Source organism: Acinetobacter sp. YQ_14, from assembly GCF_043102985.1.
Classification (GTDB): Bacteria; Pseudomonadota; Gammaproteobacteria; order Pseudomonadales; family Moraxellaceae; genus Acinetobacter; species Acinetobacter venetianus.
In genome coordinates this window covers 370,254-392,776 of the sequence record NZ_JBICJJ010000002.1, presented here as the reverse complement: position 1 = coordinate 392,776, position 22,523 = coordinate 370,254, and the positions used below count along the sequence as shown (strand labels likewise).

General features: G+C 40.1%; 20 protein-coding genes and 1 pseudogene. 8 read left to right on the top strand and 13 right to left on the bottom strand.

What is annotated here, in order from left to right:
* Nucleotides 1–4: 4 nt before the first annotated feature.
* Nucleotides 5–589 carry a TIGR00730 family Rossman fold protein gene (locus ACF8D3_RS01845; protein ID WP_023013775.1) on the bottom strand — a complete coding sequence of 195 codons (585 nt, stop codon included), beginning with the start codon at nt 587–589 and terminating at the stop codon, nt 5–7.
* A 172-nt stretch (nt 590–761) separates the two neighbouring features.
* Here ACF8D3_RS01845 and ACF8D3_RS01840 point away from each other — a divergent pair, with 172 nt between their 5' ends.
* Nucleotides 762–1,775 (top strand): CorA family divalent cation transporter, encoded by a 1,014-nt coding sequence (locus ACF8D3_RS01840; protein ID WP_004877674.1) that lies wholly within the window; start codon nt 762–764, stop codon nt 1,773–1,775.
* A gap of 1 nt (nt 1,776) precedes the next feature.
* Complete coding sequence (locus ACF8D3_RS01835; RefSeq protein ID WP_392469797.1) at nt 1,777–2,310, top strand: hypothetical protein; 534 nt, start codon at nt 1,777–1,779, stop codon at nt 2,308–2,310.
* Between the two features lie 52 nt (nt 2,311–2,362).
* Here ACF8D3_RS01835 and ACF8D3_RS01830 read toward each other — a convergent pair whose 3' ends face one another.
* The 8 genes from ACF8D3_RS01830 to dxs form a co-directional block, all read right to left on the bottom strand.
* Nucleotides 2,363–2,650, bottom strand: coding sequence for a lipid asymmetry maintenance protein MlaB (locus ACF8D3_RS01830; protein ID WP_007480581.1), 288 nt, complete (start codon nt 2,648–2,650; stop codon nt 2,363–2,365).
* 11 nt (nt 2,651–2,661) lie between these two features.
* A complete protein-coding gene (locus ACF8D3_RS01825; protein WP_007480583.1) occupies nt 2,662–3,294 on the bottom strand; it encodes a phospholipid-binding protein MlaC in 633 nt (210 codons plus the stop codon).
* A gap of 19 nt (nt 3,295–3,313) precedes the next feature.
* Complete coding sequence (locus ACF8D3_RS01820; RefSeq protein WP_004877679.1) at nt 3,314–3,988, bottom strand: outer membrane lipid asymmetry maintenance protein MlaD; 675 nt, start codon at nt 3,986–3,988, stop codon at nt 3,314–3,316.
* A complete protein-coding gene (gene mlaE, locus ACF8D3_RS01815; RefSeq protein WP_004877682.1) occupies nt 3,988–4,767 on the bottom strand; it encodes a lipid asymmetry maintenance ABC transporter permease subunit MlaE in 780 nt (259 codons plus the stop codon). Before mlaE ends, ACF8D3_RS01820 begins: the two co-directional genes overlap by 1 nt.
* Complete coding sequence (locus tag ACF8D3_RS01810; RefSeq protein ID WP_019385442.1) at nt 4,764–5,582, bottom strand: ABC transporter ATP-binding protein; 819 nt, start codon at nt 5,580–5,582, stop codon at nt 4,764–4,766. The genes mlaE and ACF8D3_RS01810 overlap by 4 nt, the downstream gene beginning before the upstream one ends.
* Nucleotides 5,583–5,999: 417 nt before the next feature.
* A complete protein-coding gene (locus tag ACF8D3_RS01805; protein ID WP_019385443.1) occupies nt 6,000–7,907 on the bottom strand; it encodes a DEAD/DEAH box helicase in 1,908 nt (635 codons plus the stop codon).
* A gap of 773 nt (nt 7,908–8,680) precedes the next feature.
* Nucleotides 8,681–9,511, bottom strand: coding sequence for an inositol monophosphatase family protein (locus ACF8D3_RS01800; RefSeq protein WP_007480590.1), 831 nt, complete (start codon nt 9,509–9,511; stop codon nt 8,681–8,683).
* Nucleotides 9,512–9,645: 134 nt separating this feature from the next.
* A complete protein-coding gene (gene dxs, locus ACF8D3_RS01795; protein WP_392469792.1) occupies nt 9,646–11,541 on the bottom strand; it encodes a 1-deoxy-D-xylulose-5-phosphate synthase in 1,896 nt (631 codons plus the stop codon).
* Between the two features lie 304 nt (nt 11,542–11,845).
* On the opposite strand from dxs, the gene ribA reads away from it, so the two are divergent.
* Together ribA and hemF are read left to right on the top strand one after the other, a co-directional pair.
* Nucleotides 11,846–12,448, top strand: a complete 603-nt coding sequence (gene ribA / locus ACF8D3_RS01790; RefSeq protein ID WP_061397332.1) for a GTP cyclohydrolase II — start codon at nt 11,846–11,848, stop codon at nt 12,446–12,448.
* A gap of 133 nt (nt 12,449–12,581) precedes the next feature.
* Nucleotides 12,582–13,523, top strand: coding sequence for an oxygen-dependent coproporphyrinogen oxidase (hemF, locus tag ACF8D3_RS01785; RefSeq protein WP_392469790.1), 942 nt, complete (start codon nt 12,582–12,584; stop codon nt 13,521–13,523).
* Nucleotides 13,524–13,584: 61 nt separating this feature from the next.
* Here the strand turns inward: hemF and ACF8D3_RS01780 are convergent.
* Nucleotides 13,585–13,665 (bottom strand): annotated as a pseudogene (locus ACF8D3_RS01780) (histidine phosphatase family protein); the annotation flags it as partial.
* A gap of 153 nt (nt 13,666–13,818) precedes the next feature.
* Here ACF8D3_RS01780 and aroE point away from each other — a divergent pair.
* Nucleotides 13,819–14,607, top strand: coding sequence for a shikimate dehydrogenase (gene aroE, locus ACF8D3_RS01775; protein WP_392469787.1), 789 nt, complete (start codon nt 13,819–13,821; stop codon nt 14,605–14,607).
* 46 nt (nt 14,608–14,653) lie between these two features.
* Here aroE and ACF8D3_RS01770 read toward each other — a convergent pair whose 3' ends face one another.
* Nucleotides 14,654–16,966, bottom strand: a complete 2,313-nt coding sequence (locus ACF8D3_RS01770) for a hypothetical protein (RefSeq protein ID WP_392469785.1) — start codon at nt 16,964–16,966, stop codon at nt 14,654–14,656.
* A 239-nt stretch (nt 16,967–17,205) separates the two neighbouring features.
* On the opposite strand from ACF8D3_RS01770, the gene ACF8D3_RS01765 reads away from it, so the two are divergent.
* The gene (locus ACF8D3_RS01765; protein WP_004877701.1) at nt 17,206–19,029 is read left to right on the top strand and encodes an acyl-CoA dehydrogenase C-terminal domain-containing protein; all 1,824 of its coding nucleotides are present in this window, start codon (nt 17,206–17,208) and stop codon (nt 19,027–19,029) included.
* Nucleotides 19,030–19,084: 55 nt separating this feature from the next.
* On the opposite strand, the gene ACF8D3_RS01760 is transcribed toward ACF8D3_RS01765, so the two are convergent.
* Nucleotides 19,085–19,750, bottom strand: coding sequence for a hypothetical protein (locus ACF8D3_RS01760; RefSeq protein WP_061518263.1), 666 nt, complete (start codon nt 19,748–19,750; stop codon nt 19,085–19,087).
* Nucleotides 19,751–20,092: 342 nt separating this feature from the next.
* Here ACF8D3_RS01760 and ACF8D3_RS01755 point away from each other — a divergent pair, with 342 nt between their 5' ends.
* Nucleotides 20,093–20,362 (top strand): PspC domain-containing protein, encoded by a 270-nt coding sequence (locus ACF8D3_RS01755; protein ID WP_007480607.1) that lies wholly within the window; start codon nt 20,093–20,095, stop codon nt 20,360–20,362.
* Nucleotides 20,363–20,433: 71 nt separating this feature from the next.
* On the opposite strand, the gene ACF8D3_RS01750 is transcribed toward ACF8D3_RS01755, so the two are convergent.
* On the bottom strand, nt 20,434–21,537 hold the full coding sequence (locus ACF8D3_RS01750; protein ID WP_392469782.1) for an HPP family protein: 1,104 nt from the start codon (nt 21,535–21,537) through the stop codon (nt 20,434–20,436).
* 220 nt (nt 21,538–21,757) lie between these two features.
* Between ACF8D3_RS01750 and ACF8D3_RS01745 the strand changes: the two genes are divergently transcribed.
* The gene (locus tag ACF8D3_RS01745) at nt 21,758–22,516 is read left to right on the top strand and encodes a sulfite exporter TauE/SafE family protein (protein WP_392469780.1); all 759 of its coding nucleotides are present in this window, start codon (nt 21,758–21,760) and stop codon (nt 22,514–22,516) included.
* The last annotated feature ends 7 nt before the right edge of the window (nt 22,517–22,523 follow it).

Sequence of the window (22,523 nt, the reverse complement as noted above, 5' to 3'; positions counted from 1 at the left end):
TCTCTCACGCCTGAATTTCAGCAGTTGACATCCATTTAGGTATAGCAGGTTCATATGCTGTAAATGCTTTTAAAATGTCACCAATATTATCAGCAACAATCAGCTTTTCGACAAAACGAGCCTGACTAAACCCTCGATTAACCGAATCTTGTATTGTTTGAATCACCCCATCATAAAAACCATCTATATTTAAAAATGCACAAGGCTTTTGATGAATCCCTAACTGACTCCATGTCCATTGTTCAAAAATTTCTTCCAAGGTACCTGCTCCACCGGGTAAAGCGATAAAAGCATCGGCCAATTCAGCCATTTTAGTTTTTCGCTCGTGCATGTCATTCACCACATGCAACGCTGTCAGCCCTGTGTGGGCTAACTCACGGTCGACTAAAGCATTTGGAATCACACCGATCACCTGCCCTCCAGCCTGTATCGCGCTGTCAGCAACAACGCCCATCAATCCAGAGCGACCACCACCATAAATCAAAGTGAGACCCTGTTCTGCTATTGCTTGGCCTGTCGCTTGTGCAATTTGTTTGTAAATAGGATCATTACCAAGGGAGGAGCCGCAGAAAACACATATAGAATTCATACAATTAAAACCGTTTTATATAACTGTCATGCTGTTAAAGTAGGCTAAGAAACAAGATTTTTTAGAAAATATCGTTTAGGCAAGTGTTTTTCATTCGATCCTTGTCTAAAATACACGCTGGCTTTCCTCAAAATGATGAAAGCTTTACATCAACTGCGCGAGGAAAAAAGACATGCTTGAAGCCTTTTATGCCACTGAGCGCGGTAGTCTAGAAGATGCAACGATCAATGGGGGCTTTGATCTACACCCTGAACTCGTATGGATTGATTTGATCGCTCCATCTCAAGAAGAACAACAATGGGTTCTCGATGCCTATGATCGAAATTTACCCACATTAAAATCACTTGAAGACATTTCCTCATCCGCTCGATTCTATCGTGATGATGATGGAATTTTGCATATCAGTACATATTTTTTAACAAAGAATAAAAATTATCAGGTCGATGGCGACACTGAAGACACGTCTCATATGCTTGCTATGGTGCAAACCGTTGCCTTTATTTTGCATAAAGACCGTTTGTTTACCATGCGTGGTGAAAAGCTTGTTGCGTTCCGTGCTTTTCGTGCACGAGCGCGCCGCAATGACTACGATATGGACTATAAAGATCCCACTTGGATCTTACTCGGATTGCTCGAAGCAAAGTTAGATGAACTTGCGGATATCTTAGAAGATATCCACAAGGACTTAGAAAGATATTCAACAGAAGTCCTAAATAATCATCATCGAGAAAAGATTTTAGATCTGGATGACATGATTACTCGGCTTGCCCAGCAAGAAGATATGCTTGGAAAAGCCCAACTTTGTTTAATCGATTTACGTCGTGTATTAACATTCTTATCACGCCCGCGTGCTTTAGGTAGTCATATTTACGATGCTGATATTCGAGAGCTCAGCGAAGATGTCCGCTCACTGGTCGAACATGATGCCTTCTTATTCCAGAAAGTACGATTCTTATTGGATACTACGTCTGGATTCATTAACACTGAACAGAATGATACGATTCGCCGATTCTCGATCTTACCAAGTATGCTTGCGCCGCCCATGTTGATTGCCAGCATTTATGGTATGAATACGGAAGAACTCCCTTTTGCACATGGCAGTTTGAGCTTTTGGATCGTTACCGCAATTTTAATGGCATTTTTAGTCTTACCAATGATCTACTTTAGATGGAAGAAATGGATCTAAAATGAAAGGGTTATTTCTAGTTTTGAATATAACCCTTTCGATAAACCTAGCTTTTGCCTGCGCACCACACTCCCCAAATGATGTGTTTATTGCACGGCTTCACTCTGTTCAGCAACTATCTTCAAGCAACCATAAGCAGTTCACCTTTCAACACCCTCACTTTATCTTTCAAAGTTTGCTAACAAAGATTTTCTCGTCCAAGCCTAAACAATGGCATAGTGATTTTTCAAGCAAAACAATAAAAAGTAATGATTTAGTCATTGGTCTAGCGTATCCACCAGATAAGACGACACCTCAAAATTATCAAATCAGTTCATTGGCACTATTACACTGCGATAAAAACATCATAACAATTGATCATGCAATTTCACCTTTTAGCTCATGGAATAGAAAAAACCAACGATGCAATAATCAAAGCATACCGATGAAACTACTCGATGGTTTTTTAGAACATGATCAAACCTATTATCTAAAAAAGCTACATCAAAAATATCCAACCTGTGACGCGCTTTTTTCTGCATTCCCCAAACTATAGGAATAATAAAAAGAGCTATAAATAGCTCTCTTTTTTTATCCACAAGAATCATTTAAATCAATTTCAAATCATCTTGTAGATGGCAAGCTTGAATGATCTTTAACATTTTCTCAGAAACATTTTTGAAATGCAGACCTTTACTCTCAGGTGTTTGACGCAACCATTGCACCAAAACGGCCAAAGATAGCGTATTTCCTTGCTCAAGCTGACCTAGATCAACAACCAAAGGAAAACTCTTATGTTGTTGGATATGCTTTAAGCCTGCTTGATAAATCTCTTCTGCATTTACAAAGTTAATCGTTTTAGAAACGACGAGTTGCTGATCAATATACTGAATCATCCATCGTTACCTTATTTTTTACTAACAGCAGAGTCTGCATCTGGTTTAAACGTTGCAATCGCTTTGTTGATGTCACCACCATTACGTTGCACTGTCGCCGCAAACTGATTACGGAACTGTAAACCTAAATCAATACCTGACACATTGATATTACGCACTTTCCACTGATCACCTTTATCCGTCAACTGGAAAGATACAGGAATCTTTTCACCATTATGCAAGAAGTCTAAAGTAACCACTGGGTTCTTGCTATTTGATGATCTAAACGGACGCATGGTATAGCTTTCATTGGTATATTTAGCGAAAGCACTACCATAGTTTTCGATAATCACTTCACGGAAGTTTTTCTCAAACTGAGCACGTTGAGCAGCATTTGTGTACTGATTATTTGCATAAGTACCCAATACGATACGCGTAAATGCTTGTGAATCAACATACGGATCAAGGTTTTGACGAATAATCGTTTTTACTAAAGCAGGATTATTCTGCAATTTAGCATGATCTGCTTTTAGACGCGTAATCAAGCCATCAGCCACACGTTTTACAAAATCAGGTGGGGTCTCTGTTGGTGCAGCAAATGCAGCACTTGCAAGCATGGTTGATAATACACTTGCCGTTAGAGTCTGTTTCAATAATGTATTCACTTCAATCTCCTAACCTGAATTACTCAACAAAAGATGGTTCTGCATCAGCATTTGCAGCTGGTGATGTTGAACTCTCAGTTGTCGAGCTTGATGTGGCTTTACCAGCACCACCAGTAATAAATTTACTGATCAAATCTTCTAAATCCATTGTACCTTGGGTATTTGAAACAACATCACCACGTTTCAAATAGTTCACACCACCACCGGGTACAACTTTCAAATATTTTTCGCCCAATAAGCCATTGGTTGCTACCATTATATAAGCATCTTCATCCAGACTCGTGATGGAGGTCATGTTACTGATAAGTTGCTGTTCCATTTCTTTTTGTTTCGCAGCATCAGCTTGCTCATAATCAGAACTGTAGCGTAATTCTTCAAGTGCATTGTTCTGCACTTCTTTAAGCTGTTTTGGATCAAAGCTCGTCAGCTTACCATCCAAATCAAATTTTACTGTTGCTAAACGCGTGACGGGATCAAGAGAAATAGATTCTACACGACCAATCGTTACACCACTCATGGTGACTTTGGCACGAGGTTTTAAACCATTTACGTTATCAAACTGCGCTGTCATGCTGTAGCTATCACGTAAATTTGTACCAACCAAACCGCTAACTTTCATTGCAAGAAAAAATAGAGCGATACCGAAGATAATGACAAAAATACCTACGGCCAGCTCACTAGTACGTGATTTCATTAAATCCCTCCGAACATGACCGCAGTCAACACGAAATCAAAACCTAATACACAAAGTGAAGAATATACGACCGTTCTCGTCATCGAAGTCGCGATACCCTCTGGTGTTGGATCACAAGCATAGCCCTGATACACCGCCACCCATGTACAAATCAGTGCAAACACAATGCTTTTAATAATTGTGCCATTCAAAATGTCATGCCCAAACTGAACTGTACTCTGCATACCACCCCAGAAAGAACCTTCATCTGCACCTAAAAAGTCAACGCCAACTAACTTACCACCGATAATACCAATGGTTGCAAAAATCACCGTCAACATCGGTAAACTGACAATACCTGCCCATAAACGTGGAGCAACAATCTGTCGAAGTGGATCAACACCGATCATTTCCATGCTGGCAAGTTGTTCACTTTGCTTCATCGAACCAATTTCAGCAGTCAAAGCTGAACCTGCACGACCCGCAAACAATAATGCAGCAACCACCGAAGCAAGCTCACGGAGCAAGGTTAATGAAATGGCTGTGCCTAACATCGCTTCACTACCAAAAGTGACGAGAATGCTATACATCTGTAAGCCAAGCACTGCACCAATAAATAAACCAGAAACGGCAATGATCAGTAGCGACATTACCCCGACGCGATACATCTGATAAACAAAGCGCTGAAAGCCACCTTGTGATGGCATTGCAAATAAAACTTGTAGGAGCATCAGTGACGCAGCACCAATCCCCTTTATTCGCTCAATAACGAGTCTACCTAGCCAGGCTATCGTATTCATGGACGAACCTCGCTATCTAAATATGCTTGATGCGTAAATTGATATTCCACAGGCCCTTCTGCCGAACCTGTTAAAAACTGACGTACAAATGGTGAAGCATGATTTTTTAATTCTTCTGGAGAACCTTCACCCTGAATTTTGCCTTCTGCAACCACATAAATATAATCAGCAATTGATAAAGTCTCCGCAACGTCATGCGAGACAATAATTGTAGTGAGATCTAAAGCTTCACGTAGAGAACGAATTAAGCGCGTCAAAACACCCATTACGATTGGATCTTGACCTGCAAATGGCTCGTCATACATGATCAACTCAGGATCTAATGCAATCGCTCGCGCTAAGGCAACACGACGATTCATACCACCTGACAATTCAGTTGGCATTAGCTGTTCAGCACCACGCAAACCAACTGACTCAAGCTTTAAGGCAACTAGTTCAGCAATGATATGCTCTGGTAATTTAGTATGTGCACGAATTGGGAAAGCGACATTTTCATACACAGACATATCTGTAAAAAGTGCACCACTTTGGAATAACATTCCCATACGGGCACGCGCAGCAAATAACTCATGACGAGACATAGCTGCAATGTTTTTACCATCAAGTAAAACTTCACCATGATCAGGTGTGAGTTGTCCGCCGATCAAACGAAGCAATGTCGTTTTACCTGTACCTGATGGACCCATAATTGCAGTAATTTGACCACGTCGAATTTTTAGACTGATATCGTCATAAATGACGCGTTCCCCACGATTAAAGCTCAAGTTTTTAACTTCAATGAGGGCTTCTGAATCGAGAGGAGATTTGTTATTCATAATGGCATTCATTCCTGCACTTTTTATGCACGCATACTATACACTGAAAGATTAAGCGCTTGTTTTTATTTTGATAAACGATGTATGAAGATTATTTAATTTATGTAGTTATTCTTTGAACGAAATTCTGAAGTAGATTGATGTGAATTTGCATTGAATGAATCGGTGTGATTTTCATCAAAAATGGCATATGCAAAAAATAGCCCATTACATAGCATAAGTACAACAAATAAGCATGGTAAACCTTCACTGCACATGAACGACCACGCTTGATTCAAGAAACTTTTATTTTGCTTAACCCTATTCATTTTTCATGTAAAGTTTGAACTAGTAGACATTTTGGCATTCTACATGACTCATTCAAAATAAAAAAGCCAGTTTTTCAACTGGCTTCTTCATTTCATCGGTTTTTATCGATTAAAAATCGTTTTTGCGACGACGGTCGCCACCGAAATGCTCTTCACGTGAACCACGAGCTGGACGATCTTCACCAAACTTACGCTTTGGGCGATCATCGCCAAAACTACGTTTAGGACGATCATCACCACCGAAGCTACGCTTACGGTCGCCGAAACCACCTTCACGTTGTGGACGATCACCAAAGTCACGCTTAGGGCGATCACCGAAACCACCCTCACGGCGTGGTTTATAATCTACGCGATTGCCACGGTTGTCGTCATTCGCATCAAAACGTGGTTTATCATTGAAACCACCTTCACGACGCGGACGATCTGAATTAAATTCACGACGTGGGCGATCAGAGTTGAACTCGCGGCGTGGACGATCTTCGAAACCACCTTCACGGCGTGGACGGTCAGAATTAAATTCGCGACGCGGACGATCTTCGAAACCACCTTCACGGCGTGGACGGTCTGAATTAAACTCGCGACGTGGACGATCTTCGAACCCACCTTCACGGCGTGGACGGTCAGAATTGAATTCGCGACGTGGACGATCTTCGCCACCAAATGCAGGACGCTCACCACGAGGTTTGTCATCGAAGCTACGACGTGGACGATCATCACCGCCTTCACGACGCTTGAAGTTGCCTTCACCTTCGAAACGACGACCGCCACCAAAACCACCACGACCACGACCGCCGCCATCACGACCACCGCGACCACGACCGCCGCCATCGCGACCTGAACGTGCAGGAGGTGGAGATGGCTCTAAACCTTCAATTTCAGATACATTTAAACGTGCATCTAAATAATCTTCTAAAGCACGGATTTTGCCACGCTCACGGTAAGTTGCTAATGTAATCGCTTGACCTGTACGACCAGCACGACCTGTACGACCAATACGGTGTACATAGTCTTCATTTTTCATCGGCAAACCGAAGTTGATTACGTGCGAAATCGTTGGTACGTCTAAACCACGAGCAGCAACGTCAGTTGCAACTAAGATTTTTGCACGACCTTCACGGATGCTACGTAAACGACGGTTACGAACGGTTTGTGGCATAGCACCATGTAGTGCAACTACAGAATGACCAGCTTCAGCTAACTCTTCTGCAAGCATGTCTGTATCTTCTTGAGTGCTTGCAAATACAACTGCTTGGTCTAAGTTTTCGTCAGATAACCAGTGAGTTAAAAGCTTTTTCTTATGCTCAAAGCCATCAGTCCAATGAAGAGTTTGGGTGATGTCAGTATTTGTTGTGTGACCAGTTTCAATCGCAATACGCTCTGGATCATTCATCATACGTTCAGCAAGACGAATAATACGATCAGCAAATGTTGCAGAGAACATCAATGTTTGGTTACGGTTTGCAGCCAAATCACTAATTGCTTCTAAGTCTTCAGAGAAGCCTAGATCTAACATACGGTCAGCTTCGTCAACAATTAAAGATTCAACTTTATCAAGCTTCAATTGACGACGGTTCACCAAGTCAAGTAAACGACCAGGAGTCGCTACAACGACTTGCGCGCCTTTAAGCTGTTGGATTTGCTTACCAAAAGGCATACCACCCATGATTGCAGCAATACGAACACCTTTCATGTGACGTACAAATGCAATAGCATCTTGGCTTACTTGTTGAGCCAATTCACGAGTAGGACATAAAACTAAAATGCTTGGTTGAGTCACTGCTTTCATGCGCTCTTTAAATGGCACAAAAGTTTCCTGACCTGCTAAAGCATTTAATGTTGGGAGTAAAAATGCTGCTGTTTTACCAGAACCAGTCTGGCTTGAAACTAATAAATCTTTACCTTCTAATGCAGCTGGAATCGCTTGTTCTTGCACAGGCGTTGGGCTTGTAAAACCTAAACCCTCAAGTGCTTGTTGTAAGGTTTCGTGCAAAGAAAATTCGGCAAAAGTTTTGCTCATAGAGAGTTTCACCCTTGTGGGTGCTCCATTTTAATAAATACAAAAATAGACATCGGCAACAAGCGGCAAAGCGACTCAAGCTGAAAATAGATGAAATTCAGCGGCGATCCGAATAACGACGATGTGGACTAAACGCACGCTTGATTACTGCCTCAACCTGAAGAATCGCTAAGCGATTTGGGCGCAAGATGTGGTCCTCTCTATGGACAGCGTGCGCTAATATGAATAGAACTGAATGTTCAGGTAATGAACTGGAATTTAAGTGCGTGGGCGGATTATAGCAGAATAATTTTAAAAGTCACCTTTTTTAATTGGTTTTTTCTATTTCAATACATTTTATATTTGTATCCAAGCTACAAAGAAAGAAAAAATTTAATAGTAATTAATAACTTGAGTTAATATCACCCCTATATCTAAAGACTCATCATTTAATATATTTGTAATTGCTTTTACCAAGCACTAATGAGTCATCTGATCAAGGATAAGTATATCCACACACCAAAAGTAAGAACCTAAAGCAGACTCACCCATTCGATTATCTTTAGTCATTAAATATTGAATATTGGCGAGTGTAAAAGCACTTCCAAAAAATGTCTTACCATTAACAGTTAATCAAAAATCAATATTTCGCTCTTCAACTTTAACCGCCTGCATTTCATGGTGCGTTTCTATATAAAATAGCTCACTCTCATAAATAATCTTCATAACTCCCCATTAACCCGAAAACAAAAAAGCCCTCAAACAATGAGGGCTTTTTTGTTTAAATCTACAAATTATTTTGCAGCTTCACCCCAAGCTGGGACAACGGCTTGCATTAATGGTTTTAACATTTTCAATGAACAAGCAAGCACTTGACCATTATCAAATGATTCATTGCCACCACGAGCATCAACAACAACACCGCCCGCTTCTTTCACGATCAACTCACCCGCAGCAATATCCCACGGTTTTAAACCAAGTTCAAAGAAACCATCAAAACGACCAGCAGCAACATAAGCTAAATCTAATGCAGCTGAACCACCACGACGAATTTGAGAACCTGCTTTAGTTACCGCCAACAATGAAGCAAAGTGCTGTTCTGCATAAGAAACGATTTCGCCATTACGTTTTGCACGGTAAGGATGACCAACAGAAAGGAAAGTATTTTCTAGATTATCTTTTACATTGACACGAATACGGCGTTGATTCATGACCGCGCCACGACCACGGCTTGCAGAGAACAATTCATCACGGACTGGATCATAGATCACACCGTGTTGCGTTACACCTTTGTGTTGTACAGCGATAGAAATACAGAAATGAGGGAATCCATTGATAAAGTTTTGAGTACCATCCAAAGGATCGATCACCCAACACCAATCTGCGTCGTGACCTTTACCTTCTTGCATACCAAACTCTTCACCAAGGAAGCTATGGTTTTTATAACTTTTACGAAGCGTATCAATTGTAAGTTGTTCGATGTAACGGTCTACACGGGTTACTGGACCATCGATGCCTTTTTCTTCAACTTGTAAATCGAGTTTATGACGATTTTGATGTGCCTTTAAAAGCTCTTGACCAACTGTTTGAGCCGCACGCGCAGCCATAACCACCATAGGTTCCATTGAACACCCACTACAAATTTGAAGATTTTGACAAAGAATAATGCATAAAAGCCCTTATATTCTATCAAATATAAGCGCTTTTAGGGGAAAAATGTTGCGAAAAATTATTGCTCACATTTACATGAACTTAAGAGCTAAAACCAAGCTTTCTCGATTGAAGCAAGTATCCCTGAACTGTCCAAACCACAGTCTTGCAACATTTGCTGATGCGTTGCTTGATGAAGGAAAGTATCAGGCAAACCTAAGTTCAAAATAGCTTTTACAATTTGTGCTTGCGCCAAGAATTCGTTAACAGCGCTTCCAGCACCAGCCATCACAGCATGTTCTTCTACTGTAACGAAAAGTTGTGTGCTATCCGCAAGGTCACGGATGATTTGCTCATCCAATGGCTTCACAAAACGCATATTCACCACACGCACACCTACAGCATGTTTATTTGCAAACTGCTGTGCTGCTTCAACTGATGGTGATACTCGGCTACCAAAAGCTAGAATAGAAATCTGTTGATCTACTTCTTTATTAAATTCAGCAACAATCTCAGCTTTACCAATTTCCAAAGCAGTCATCTGCTGTTGAATGTCAACACCTGTGCCTGCACCTCGCGGATATCGTACAGCAGTTGGCCCTTCATGAAGGTACGCAGTATGTAGCATTTGGCGACATTCATTTTCATCTTTCGGCGCCATGATCACCATGTTTGGTACAGTGCGCATATAAGCATAGTCATATGCACCTGCATGCGTCGGACCATCTTCACCAACTAAACCAGCACGATCAATCCCGAAAGTCACATCTAAATTCTGTAATGCAACATCATGAATTAACTGATCATAACCACGTTGTAAGAAAGTTGAATAAATTGCAACCACAGGTTTTAAACCTTCACATGCCATACCTGCTGCTAAGGTCACTGCATGTTGTTCAGCAATTGCTACATCAAAGAAACGCTCTGGATATTGCTGTGCAAACTTCACCATGCCAGAGCCTTCACACATCGCAGGTGTAATCGCGAGTAATCGCTGATCTTGAGCAGCTTCATCACACAACCATTGCCCAAACACATCTGAATACTTTGGTGGTGCTTTTTTTACAGGTGCATTTGCTACTGGTGCGATCTTGGTAATTGCATGATAGGTAATTGGATCTGCTTCCGCTGGAGCAAAGCCTTTACCCTTTTTTGTATAAATATGAACTAAACGTGGGCCTTTACGTTTTTTGAGTGCACTAAAAACTTGTGCCAACTGCTCAACGTTGTGACCATCAAATGGCCCAAAATAATCAAAACCAATTGCTTTAAATAAGTTATCTGCGGCATCAGTCGCGGACTGATGTAAACGAGAGTTATAAGTCCATTTTGGATGTGGTTGAACATAGGCTTCACCTTGTTCATCTACATTTACCAATTGACCTGTTTCCCAAATCGCAGCCAAGTGTTTAGCAAAACCGCCCGTACTGCAAGAGATCGACATATCATTGTCATTGAGTACAACAATAAGATCAGCATCATGAGCAACTGCATCGTTCATGGCTTCAAAAGCCATACCAGCAGTCATTGCCCCATCACCGACGATCGCAACCACATCACATGGATCTTTTTGATAGCGGCGTGCAAGTGACATACCTAAACCAGCAGAAATTGCAGTCGAGGAATGCCCTACACCAAATGTGTCAAACTCAGACTCATCACGTGCAGGAAATGCTGCAAGACCATCCTTACTGCGAATAGTAGTGATACGTTCACGACGTCCAGTCAGGACTTTATGTGGATAAGACTGATGGCCTACATCCCAAACCAAACGATCTTGCGGCGTATTAAAACAATAATGCAATGCAACCGTTAACTCGATTACACCTAAATTCGCGCCAAAGTGACCACCACTTTGTCCTGCTGCATACAAAATATATTGACGCAACTCATCCGCCACTTGTGCGAGTTGGCTTTGCTCGAGCTGACGTAATTGTTGTGGATGATCAATTCCATCTAACAATGGCGTAACAGGGCGTTGAGTTGGAATTTCGGTATACAACATAATGTGGCAAAGCCTTTTTAAGCCTGGCAAATCCGAAGCTGGGTTAAATGGGGGCAATCATACAATTAAATACGATCTACCTTCAATCAGCCACATGAGCGAATGATGTAGTGCTGAACATTCTCATGCCAATATCTAAGATTGGCTCGCAGATTATCCTGAATTATGTCACTGTTTATCAACCATTATTGTGTGCTTTGTATGAAAAAGAAAAACTTATGTGAAAAATCAGAAATTCCAATTCACGCAATCTTCACACATTAGGCTATACTTTCACTGTTTTTATTATCATAGCGAGCTCTCTGTGCCAATTGAATTTATTGCAACATCAAAGCTACCAACCGCTTTTGGTGACTTCAATATTTCCGTGTTTCAAGACCCAGAAACGGGCGAAGAACATGTGGCGCTTTCTAAAGGTTTAGAAGCTGCTCCCAATCAACCAGTACTTGTGCGCATTCACTCAGAATGCTTGACTGGCGATGCTTTCGGCTCACTTAAATGTGATTGTGGCCCACAGTTACAAGCGACTCAACGTTTGATTAACGAAGCAGGTCAAGGTGTAATTTTATATCTCCGCCAAGAAGGTCGTGGGATTGGTTTAACCAACAAAATCCGTGCCTATGCATTGCAAGATCAAGGTCATGACACCGTTGATGCAAACTTATTATTGAACCTTCCAGCTGATGCACGTCGCTATGACATGTGCAGCATTATGCTGAATCATCTTCAGATCAAAGAAGTGAAATTATTAACGAATAATCCATTAAAATTAAAAGCTTTGACTGATTTGGGCATCAATGTCGTTGAACGTGTTCCTTTAACTGTAGGTCGCAACCCATTTAATGAGCATTATTTAAAAACCAAACGTGAGCGTATGGATCATCTGTATAAAAAAGATGACTTCTAATTCACTTTTTACAAGCCGTTCAAAAATAAAGCAGTTAAGGGATTTTTGATTATTATAATTAAAAATCCCTTATTTTTTTTATGGATTTATGCTTTGATGTAACTAACCCCTAGATCACTTTAAGAGGATCATCATGCAGCACCCAACTTCAGCTGATATTCAACGTGTTCGTGAGTTTTTACTCGATCTACAAGCTCGCATTTGTGCAGGACTAGAGCAACAGGAACGTGCAGGCGGTGGTACCGCAGAATTTATCATTGATGATTGGCAGCGAACTGAAGGTGGTGGTGGCCGCTCTCGTGTTCTGCAAAATGGTGACGTGATTGAAAAAGGTGGGGTGATGTTCTCCCACATTAATATTAGTAAATTACCTGCTTCTGCCACAGAGCGCCATCCACAGATTGCAGGTGCTAAGGCACAAGCGTTAGGTGTCTCTTTAGTTATTCACCCTAAAAATCCTAATATTCCAACTTCACACGCAAATGTACGCTTATTTGTCGCTGAACCCGAAGGGCAAGATCCAGTCTGGTGGTTTGGCGGTGGTTTTGATCTAACCCCTTTCTATCCAGATGATCAAGATGTCCTAAACTGGCATCAAACAGCTTATGACCTGTGCCAACCTTTTGGTGAAAATGTTTATGCTGAACATAAGCAATGGTGTGATGATTATTTCTATTTAAAGCACCGTGATGAACAACGTGGCGTTGGTGGTTTATTTTTTGATGATTTAAATCAATGGGATTTTGAAACTTGCTTTAAATATATCCAAGCAGTTGGTAATGGCTATTTAGAAGCAATTTTACCGATTTTTGAAAAGCATCGTGAACAACCCTACACCGAAGCACAACGTGAGTTCCAGCTGTATCGTCGTGGCCGTTATGTTGAATATAACTTGGTTTATGACCGTGGCACGTTGTTTGGTTTACAAACGGGTGGCCGCATTGAATCAATTCTCGTCAGTTTGCCCAATTTAGCGGGTTGGTCTTATCGTCCTGAATGGGAAGCAAACTCACCAGAAAAGCGTCTTACTGACTATTATTTAAAACCAAGAGATTGGTTGGGTTTAAAGAAGTAAAAGAAATGATTCATCCCTGACATATAGCTCAGGGATGAAATCTCACCTAAAAACATTAAAATAAAAATATTGCAGCATGCGATCGCATGCGCCCATTGATATTCGCTTCACTTGCCGCATGCCGAATTAAAAATATAGCCATAAAACAGTAATCACAATCCATATCACCTAAGAAATGATATGAACATACTCTGAGAAATAAATCAGACCATCACTCGACTAGAGTTGTAAATCAATATTGCGACCTTCTCTGCAACTTTATAAACTTTAACCAATCTCACCATCCTGATGACTCATGACCAAACAATTTGCTGTTATTGGAAATCCGATTGAACAATCCCGCTCACCCGAACTTCACCACGCCTTTGCAGTAAAAACGGGAGTCGATTTAGAATATAAAAAAATCCTTGCACCACTCGATGGTTTTGAAAGCACGGCAAAAGATTTCTTTGCTCAAAATGGCGTAGGTATGAACGTTACTGTGCCATTTAAAGAACAAGCCTTTGCTTTATGTGACCAACTCACTGAACGCGCTAAGATTGCCAAAGCAGTCAATACCTTATGGATGCAAGATGGCAAACTCTATGGCGACAATACTGATGGTCAGGGTTTGGTTGCAGCGATTCAAGCGTTAGGTTGGGAACTTGGAAACAGCCGTATCCTCATTTTAGGCGCTGGTGGGGCAACGCGAGGCGTCATCTATCCTCTAGTTCAAGCAGGCGCCAAAAAGATTGTTATTGCAAACCGTACACTTGCTCGTGCTGAACAACTCGTTGAAGACTTAAAAGAGGCTGTAGCGCACATTGAACTCACTGCAACAAGTTTAGATCAACTAAGTGGTGAGTACGATTTTGTGATTAATGCAACTTCAGCAAGCTTAACAGGTGATGCATTACAACTACCTAAAACCTTAGTTTTCCATCATGCTTACGAAATGGCATATGGCAAACCATCAAGTTTCTTGGATCAAGCACAAGCCCGTCAAATTCCTTCGACAGATGGTTTTGGTATGCTTGTTGGCCAGGCAATAGAAGCCTTTTCTATCTGGAATGGCGTTAAACCTGAACTCAAAGATTTTCTATAAACCATAAAAAGAAGAACCTGCTTATTGCAGGTTCTTCTTTTACTAGTTACTTAGCATTCACTAACTTCATATAAACATCTTTAAAGATTTCATAATCAATAAATTCATTATGTTCGATCTTCAATGATTTGATAGATTTTTCAGACAATTGATTCTTACGCGCATCCACATACACTTGCCCTAAAACATTTGCTGTTTGCGCAAGCAATGCTTTCTCATCATTTGAAATACCATTTTCATGTTCAAATTGAATTTGATATTGCTGAGCAAATAATTGCTGAGGTTGTTTGTATTGAGCTTTTAATTTTTTCCATTCTTGACGATCTTTATCGCCACGCATTGCATCACTCACAATACGATCAACAGCACGTCCAAGACGATCATCAAACTGATCTTCATTTTGTAAATGATGTTTGCTTTGCAATGCTTCGATAGCTTTCAAAGCTTTACCTTCAGGGTTATACACATCTTCGTCTGAATACCAGTATGCATATACACTCGCAATTTCTTGCAATTCTTTGCTTGAGTAGCGTTCAACAATTTGTGGTGTGCTTTCTGTCAGTTTTGCAATAAATACAGCTTTATAGGTTTGCTCATAAGAATGGGTTGCATCATATTTTTGAGCTGCAATCGTCTCAAGCTGATCATCTAAAGACAAAGTATAAGGCTCAGCAGAATGCTCTTGAATTCCAGTTTGACCTAACTTCTCTGAGAAACTATTCACTGCTTTTTCAAGCATTGAACCTTTGCTTGTTTCAGCCCAAGTTTTAGCACGCTTTAACTGTGCCTGATCGATTGGTGTTGCTTTACCATAATTGCTGACATACATATCCGCTTTGATATTAAAACTTGATTTCAACTCAGGCAGTGCATAATTCAAATCATAGTCTAATTTTACAGCGCGACCTTGTGCATCCAAACCAACATCCATCACAAATGGGTTGCGTTTGTCGATTGGAGGCAATGCTTTTTGAATCTCATCTTGATGTTTAATCCAGAATGCTTTAAACGCATGGTCATCAATAAATTGATTTTGATCGTAAACAGCAAATATTTTTTCTACGCTTTGTAATTTAGCGATTGTGGTAATAAAGCTAGGTGTTTTATCAGCGCTATTAAATACATCAATGCCATAGATACTTTCACAATATTGAACATCGCCATATGTCATTTGCGTAGCGTTATACAGTTCTCTACATTGCGCTGCACTGAGACCTTCTTGCTCTGCATCATCTGCCGCACTCGCGACTACTGCTTCACCTTCAGTTACATATTCATCTGCATCTGTAGCTTCTTGAGTAGCATCAGCAATATCTTCATCACTTTCCGCAGCATAATCCTCTTCATCATCTACGCCAAAATGCTTATTCACTAAATGATAGAGTTGTTGGCTCACGACACTTGCGTCGTCTGCAGCATCTTTATGCTCAAGCTTATGATTAGATTTTGACTGCTCTGAAGCTTTCACTTCATCAGCAACCAGTTTTTCTAAACTCTTTTCATTAAAATTCAAAACACTTTGCATTAAGTATTTTTCATTCACTTTGCTATATAAATTTGCTTGTAAAACTAGCTCTTCAATCGAGGTTTTTAAACGAATTTTTTCAACCACTCCAGCCGCTTTATCAGCAGAAGAAACGGATAAGGCCTGAATATTATTTTGATCTGCTAAGCGATAGTAAACCGCACTTGAAGCTTTGACATATTCAGCAAATTTTTTGAAATCAACTTGATTGAATAATCCCTGATATTTAGAAAAATCGAGATACGCTAGATTATTTTGATTTTCTTTATTGACCAAGTATGGCATCAAAGCAAAATAATTGATGTAAAACTTATAATCTTTTAAATCCAACACCATCGGTACTTTTGCTTGCACTAATAAAGTTGGCTTTTCATAACGAGCCGTTAAATTAAATGATCCCATTTTTTGACGATAGTGCACTGAGCCATCATACTCAAATTGCATATCATTCAAAATATTGGTCATTGCGCTAGTAAACTTTTCTGCCTTGGTACTATAGGTTTTTGGCTGTTGTGCCAATGCAACATACAGCGCTTGTTTCTGTTTAGCATTTAAGTTGACTTTTTGATCTCTTAAATATTGATCAACTTTTTGCTTTAAAGCAGCATCTAACTGCACTTTACCGTCTTTTGAATTTGTGTTGTTTTGATCAAGGTTGACATGAATATTAAATTTTCCGCGATAATCATAACTCGGATATTCATACATCGCATTGATACTATTGATGGCCTTTTGCTCTAAATTTACAGAGCTAGAATTGGTTTTAATGACATGCTGAGAGCACGCAGAAAGACTAAGACCCAACAAACATAAAGTTAAATATTTTAAACGCATAGCTTTATCGAACACCTTTATATCATTATACTTTCAACAACTAGAGTTATCATAACCATCTTCAAAGCGAATGAAGAACACTTAGTAAAGAATGACTTTTCTACGAATCAAATTCTTACAAAATTAGCTTTTCTGACACTGTTTTTAACCGTGTTTATCAATGCATTTTTATCACTATTGTGAATAATCAAAGTATCGAAACAGATAATCCAAAATGATTCAAATACAGGATTAAGATTATGCCAGCTTATAAAGCCCCTCTCCGTGATGTTCGCTTCTTAATGAATGAAGTGTTTGATTATCCTGCACACTACCAAACTTTGGCAAGTGGACAAAATGCTGATAAAGATACCGTTGATATGATCCTTGAAGGTGCGGCAGATTACTGCGAAAACGTACTTTCTCCACTCAATCAATCAGGTGATGAAGAAGGCTGTACGTTTAACAACGGCGAAGTAACAACACCTAAAGGCTTCAAAGAAGCTTATGACCAATTCGTAATGGGTGGTTGGCAAGGTCTTTCTTACCCAGAAGAATTTGGTGGTCAAGGCTTACCAATGTCTTTAAACCTGATCAAATCAGAAATGATGGGTACTGCAAACTGGTCATTCACTATGTACCCAGGTTTAAGTACTGGTTGTATGAACACTATCATGCAGTTCGGTACGGATGAGCAAAAAAATACTTATATGCCTAAACTCGTTGAAGGAACTTGGTCAGGCACAATGTGCTTAACTGAACCTCAATGTGGTACTGACTTAGGTCAAGTAAAAACTAAAGCAGAACCTGCTGCTGATGGTACTTATAAAATCTCTGGTACTAAAATCTTCATCTCTGCTGGTGAACACGATTTAACAGAGAACATTATCCATATCGTACTTGCTCGTCTTCCAGATGCACCTGCGGGTACTCGTGGTATTTCGTTATTCATCGTACCTAAGTTCATTCCAACTGCTGATGGCGGTGTAGGTGAGCGTAATACTGTTTCTTGTGGTTCAATCGAACACAAAATGGGTATCCGTGCTTCTGCAACTGCTGTGTTGAACTTTGACAATGCAACTGGTTACCTCATCGGTGAAGTAAACAAAGGCTTACATGCAATGTTTACTTTCATGAACACTGCTCGTATAGGTACTGCTGTTCAAGGTATTGCTCACGCTGAACTTTCTTTCCAAGGTGCATTACCTTATGCGAAAGATCGTATGTCTATGCGTGCCCTTTCTGGTAAGAAAGAGCCTGAGCGTGTAGCTGATGCGATTATTCACCATGCTGATGTTCGTCGTATGTTGTTAACTCAAAAAGCGGTTGCAGAAGGCGGTCGTTCAATGATCTATCATGCGGCAAAACTTGCAGACAAAATGACAGATGCTTTAGTAAATGGTGATCAAGCTGCTTATGAAGCTGCTGATGACAAGCTAGGTTTCTATACGCCGATTTTAAAAGGTTTCTTGACTGAATTAGGTTTGGAAGCTGCGAATCATGGTATGCAAGTATACGGCGGTCATGGTTTCATCAAAGAATGGGGTATGGAACAAATCGCACGTGATGCACGTATCTCTACATTGTATGAAGGGACAACGGGTATCCAAGCACTTGACTTATTAGGTCGTAAAGTTCTTTTAAGCTCAAAAGGTAAAGTTGTTCGTGACTATACCGCTGAAATCTTAAAATTCTGTGCTGCCCATGCGCGTAACAAGTATCTACGTCGTTTCGCTTGGGACTTGACTAAGCTTTGCGCTCAATGGAACACATTGACTGTTCGCATCATGCTTGCAGCTCGTAAAGACCGTGACATCGTATCTTCTGCTTCTGCTGATTTCTTGATGTTCTCTGGTTATGTCATGATGGCTTATTTCTGGGCTCAACAAGCAGTGATTGCTTCTGAGAAACTAGAAGCAGGTAACGGCATTGAAACACCAGAATTCTATAAAGCGAAAATCAAAGTTGCTGATTTCTACTTTGATCGTTTATTGCCACGCGCTCAAGGTCATGCAGAATCAATGGTATCGACTTCTCGTACATTGACATCTCTTGCACCAGAACACTTCAGCTTCGATTACTAATCGGAACTGTAAAAAAAGAGCGCTCTAGGCGCTCTTTTTTATGCTTAACGTTTGATTATTCAATTTTTTCAAAGATATAAGCTTTCTTTGGGAATGGATATTCTTTAAAGAAATGACGATTCTGTCCGTGATCACCATTCCAGATCTTGTCTAAATCTAAAACAAGGTTTTGCTCTTTATTGATCTTATAGTAAAGATTGACGTTCGCATTTTCACAACGAATCATGATTTCATTCAATTCTTTGTGCGCATGCCACTGAACCTGTTTACACATCTGTTCAATCTTGGTCATATTACGAGAGGGATCTGAACCTAATCGACCAAAACTGGTATTGATCCAATACACCGAACCATCATCTAAAAGATTAATAATATATTCTGCTTCTTTCTCATTACTCACACATCCAGCAAAAGGATCTGAGCATGGAATACGCGCATGATAACGCCCAGCATAAATCAAATCCTGCTGAGAAGGTTTTTCCATACGTTTAGATGCAACATGTGGAATAGTTGCTTGTCCCGCAATCTCAGTAAGTGAAACGCCTTCACTCGATACAGTATGTTCATCCTCTAAAACCATATCATCGGAAAGTTCTTCATGCTCTTGTTGCGTCTGGGGTTGCTGTTTCATTGACTCTGGGTGATGGCTATCACAAGCACTCAACCCTAAACTCAATACAGCTCCTACACTAATATATTGTAAGAATAACCTGAACTGCATATTCATAATTCTCTAACATCAATATCGTTATCTTTTTTCATGACTTCACCACCCGGTATAAATATTAAACAGGTTTTATTCACGTAAATATTGCGTGAAAACAAGGTAAGTTGTGCTAACGATAGGATTGAAATAGCAAATTGACAAAGCAGTATGCCTTAAGTCAGTGCATTTTAGGCGAAACTGTCGGTTTTTCCATCAGCAGTTTACACACCGTAACTATTCTCTTGCTTGTGAGAACTTTAAAAATTTATTTTTGACCATATTTCTTAATTAACAGCAGTGTTGATCCTGATTTTAATTTTTTTACTGCTGTTTCATGAATTTAAGGAGACCTACTCGATGGCCAATTCTGGTTTATATCGCTCAAGCCAACAAAGCATAGTCGCTGGTGTTATGGGCGGTATTGCGGAACGTTTTGGTTGGAATGCAAATTTATTACGTTTGATCTTTGTCATTGTTTCACTCATGAGTGCAGCCTTTCCCGGTATTTTGGTATACCTCGTTTTATGGCTTGTCATTCCTAAACAACAGACAAATCGAGTAGAACACGTACATGGCTACAACCAGCCTGTTAAAACAGTTTATGAGGATCAAAACTTAAGACGTTAATCACCTTTTCCTCTTTGGTCGCTACGGTTGAATTTACCCCTAATACAACCGTAGCTTTTTTTTGTTTGGAATTAGCTATTTTGACGATTTATTTGTTGTTGCAAAGCAGCGATCATATCAGCACGACTCACGATTCCAATGAGACGCTCCTGCTCAACTACAGGAATATAATTAAAAGATTTCTCTACGAAATAAGGCACTAGATCTTGGATGGGTTGCGATGGTTCAACCGTTACAACACGACGACTCATAATTTGTTTTACATAGTGTTGCCATGAATTTCGTGGATCAGTCGCACCTTTGAACCATTCCACAACCTCATACAAAGCCAACGTCCCCACCAATTTCTCTTGCACATTGACCACTGGTAAACTCATTAAGTTAACCGACTTAAATTTATCTAATGCTTGATAAATATCATCCTCTTCATGTAATCGAATCACATCTCGACTCATAATATCCTGACAAACAAAAGTACTCATCGAACGTTCATTAGCATGAACTTGGGCTTGCAAAATAATTTTTTCTAAATCGTACTGACTAATATCCAATAATTCAGTGTGATGATCTAACGCATATTCAATATCTTTAGGTTGAATCGAAACCTTCTGTGTCGGCGTTGGATCTTTCGAACGTTCATTTAAATGAGCTGTCAGCGGGTAATGTCTGCCAATCAATCGATTAAAAAATACTGCAAATACCAGCAATAAAATCGAATTTAACAACACAGGATAAAGAATAAAGTTAAACCCTAAACGATGTACAGCATCACCGCCGAGTACCGCAGTAATCGCCACAGCCCCACTCGGTGGATGCAAAGAATCAGTGGTCATCATCATAAAAATAGCAAAGCCAACCGCGAGACTAAACGCAGTGGTTGAATCTGCAAGTAATTGCGTGCAAGTAACACCAATCACACCAGCCAAGATATTGCCAATAATCACATTCCACGGTTGTGCTAAAGGACTATTTGGGACAGCAAATAATAAGACCGATGAAGCTCCCATTGGTGCGATATACCAAGCATTGATCCCACCCAAAACATACCAACTGATCAATGAGGAAATTGCGAGACCACAGAGCGCACCTACACCAGATAAGATTCTTTCTTTGACAGGGAGAACTTTATAATTTGGTTTTAGAAAATTAAGCCAGTCTAATTGGGTATAGCTCACAATTCACCTTGCTAGAGAGTATTGTTTTGATTGGTGGCGCAAGTATACGCCGAAACAACCATAAGGTGTATCTTAGTTACATCTTAAAGTTAACAGATATTCTGATAATCTACTGTTCAAGTAATTTCTTGTGATTTTATCCGATAGTTGAATTCCAATATTGTCAGAGAACAATACAATTCACGCTTGGTTTTATTTTCACTCCTGTCAAGGAACGATTTTGCATAAAACAGAAGTATTGACCTTACTCTTATGTGCATTTGCAGCACTCTTACATGGCTTAAGCGGCTTTGGCTTTCCCATGGTCAGTACGGCTGCCTTATCCATGTTCTATCCCCTGCAAACTGCCGTGGCAATGGTCATTATTCCTTGTATTATTCTGAATCTCAGTCTATTGCAAGCGGGCAAAAATCATAGTTTTTTCCAAAATATTCTCCATTATTTAAAGCAATACTGGGGGTTAATTGGAAGCAGCTTAATCGGCAGCTTTATTGGCGTGGGATTACTTTTATATGTCAATGAAGGCTATCTCAAACTCATCATGGGCTCTGTCATTTTACTGTATGTGCTCGATCAGTTTAGATCACAGCCGTTTCAAGTCAGCCGCTCATTCAAAAATATGCTGATTTTTGGTTTTCTCGCAGGCGTGATTGGCGGCGCAACCAATGCCATGGCACCCTTTCTGATGATGTATCTACTCAGTACTCAGCATGACAAAACCGATGTGGTCATGATTAGCAACATGTGTTTCCTTGCCAGCAAATTAATTCAACTTTCGCTGCTGTATCCAACACTTTACACCTTTCAGCCCTCACAAATTTATCTGTTGATTGGTGTAACCATTTTATCTTTATTATTTGTTTATCTCGGCGCAAAAATCCGTTCTAATATTTCCCAGCAAAAGTTCAATTTGATCATTTTTACCATTTTAATGCTACTTGGCTGTAATGCATTATGGCAAGGCATGGAGCTTATTTAGAACAGTG

Bases quoted from the DNA above. Each gene is read 5' to 3' on its own strand.
- ACF8D3_RS01770 (WP_392469785.1), bottom strand. From the start codon at position 16,966: ATGCGTTTAAAATATTTAACTTTATGTTTGTTGGGTCTTAGTCTTTCT.
- aroE (WP_392469787.1), top strand. From the start codon at position 13,819: ATGACCAAACAATTTGCTGTTATTGGAAATCCGATTGAACAATCCCGC.
- ACF8D3_RS01760 (WP_061518263.1), bottom strand. From the start codon at position 19,750: ATGCAGTTCAGGTTATTCTTACAATATATTAGTGTAGGAGCTGTATTG.
- ACF8D3_RS01830 (WP_007480581.1), bottom strand. From the start codon at position 2,650: ATGATTCAGTATATTGATCAGCAACTCGTCGTTTCTAAAACGATTAAC.
- ACF8D3_RS01820 (WP_004877679.1), bottom strand. From the start codon at position 3,988: ATGAAATCACGTACTAGTGAGCTGGCCGTAGGTATTTTTGTCATTATC.
- ACF8D3_RS01810 (WP_019385442.1), bottom strand. From the start codon at position 5,582: ATGAATAACAAATCTCCTCTCGATTCAGAAGCCCTCATTGAAGTTAAA.
- ACF8D3_RS01765 (WP_004877701.1), top strand. From the start codon at position 17,206: ATGCCAGCTTATAAAGCCCCTCTCCGTGATGTTCGCTTCTTAATGAAT.
- ACF8D3_RS01845 (WP_023013775.1), bottom strand. From the start codon at position 589: ATGAATTCTATATGTGTTTTCTGCGGCTCCTCCCTTGGTAATGATCCT.
- hemF (WP_392469790.1), top strand. From the start codon at position 12,582: ATGCAGCACCCAACTTCAGCTGATATTCAACGTGTTCGTGAGTTTTTA.
- mlaE (WP_004877682.1), bottom strand. From the start codon at position 4,767: ATGAATACGATAGCCTGGCTAGGTAGACTCGTTATTGAGCGAATAAAG.
- ACF8D3_RS01800 (WP_007480590.1), bottom strand. From the start codon at position 9,511: ATGGAACCTATGGTGGTTATGGCTGCGCGTGCGGCTCAAACAGTTGGT.
- ACF8D3_RS01840 (WP_004877674.1), top strand. From the start codon at position 762: ATGCTTGAAGCCTTTTATGCCACTGAGCGCGGTAGTCTAGAAGATGCA.
- ACF8D3_RS01835 (WP_392469797.1), top strand. From the start codon at position 1,777: ATGAAAGGGTTATTTCTAGTTTTGAATATAACCCTTTCGATAAACCTA.
- dxs (WP_392469792.1), bottom strand. From the start codon at position 11,541: ATGTTGTATACCGAAATTCCAACTCAACGCCCTGTTACGCCATTGTTA.
- ACF8D3_RS01755 (WP_007480607.1), top strand. From the start codon at position 20,093: ATGGCCAATTCTGGTTTATATCGCTCAAGCCAACAAAGCATAGTCGCT.
- ACF8D3_RS01805 (WP_019385443.1), bottom strand. From the start codon at position 7,907: ATGAGCAAAACTTTTGCCGAATTTTCTTTGCACGAAACCTTACAACAA.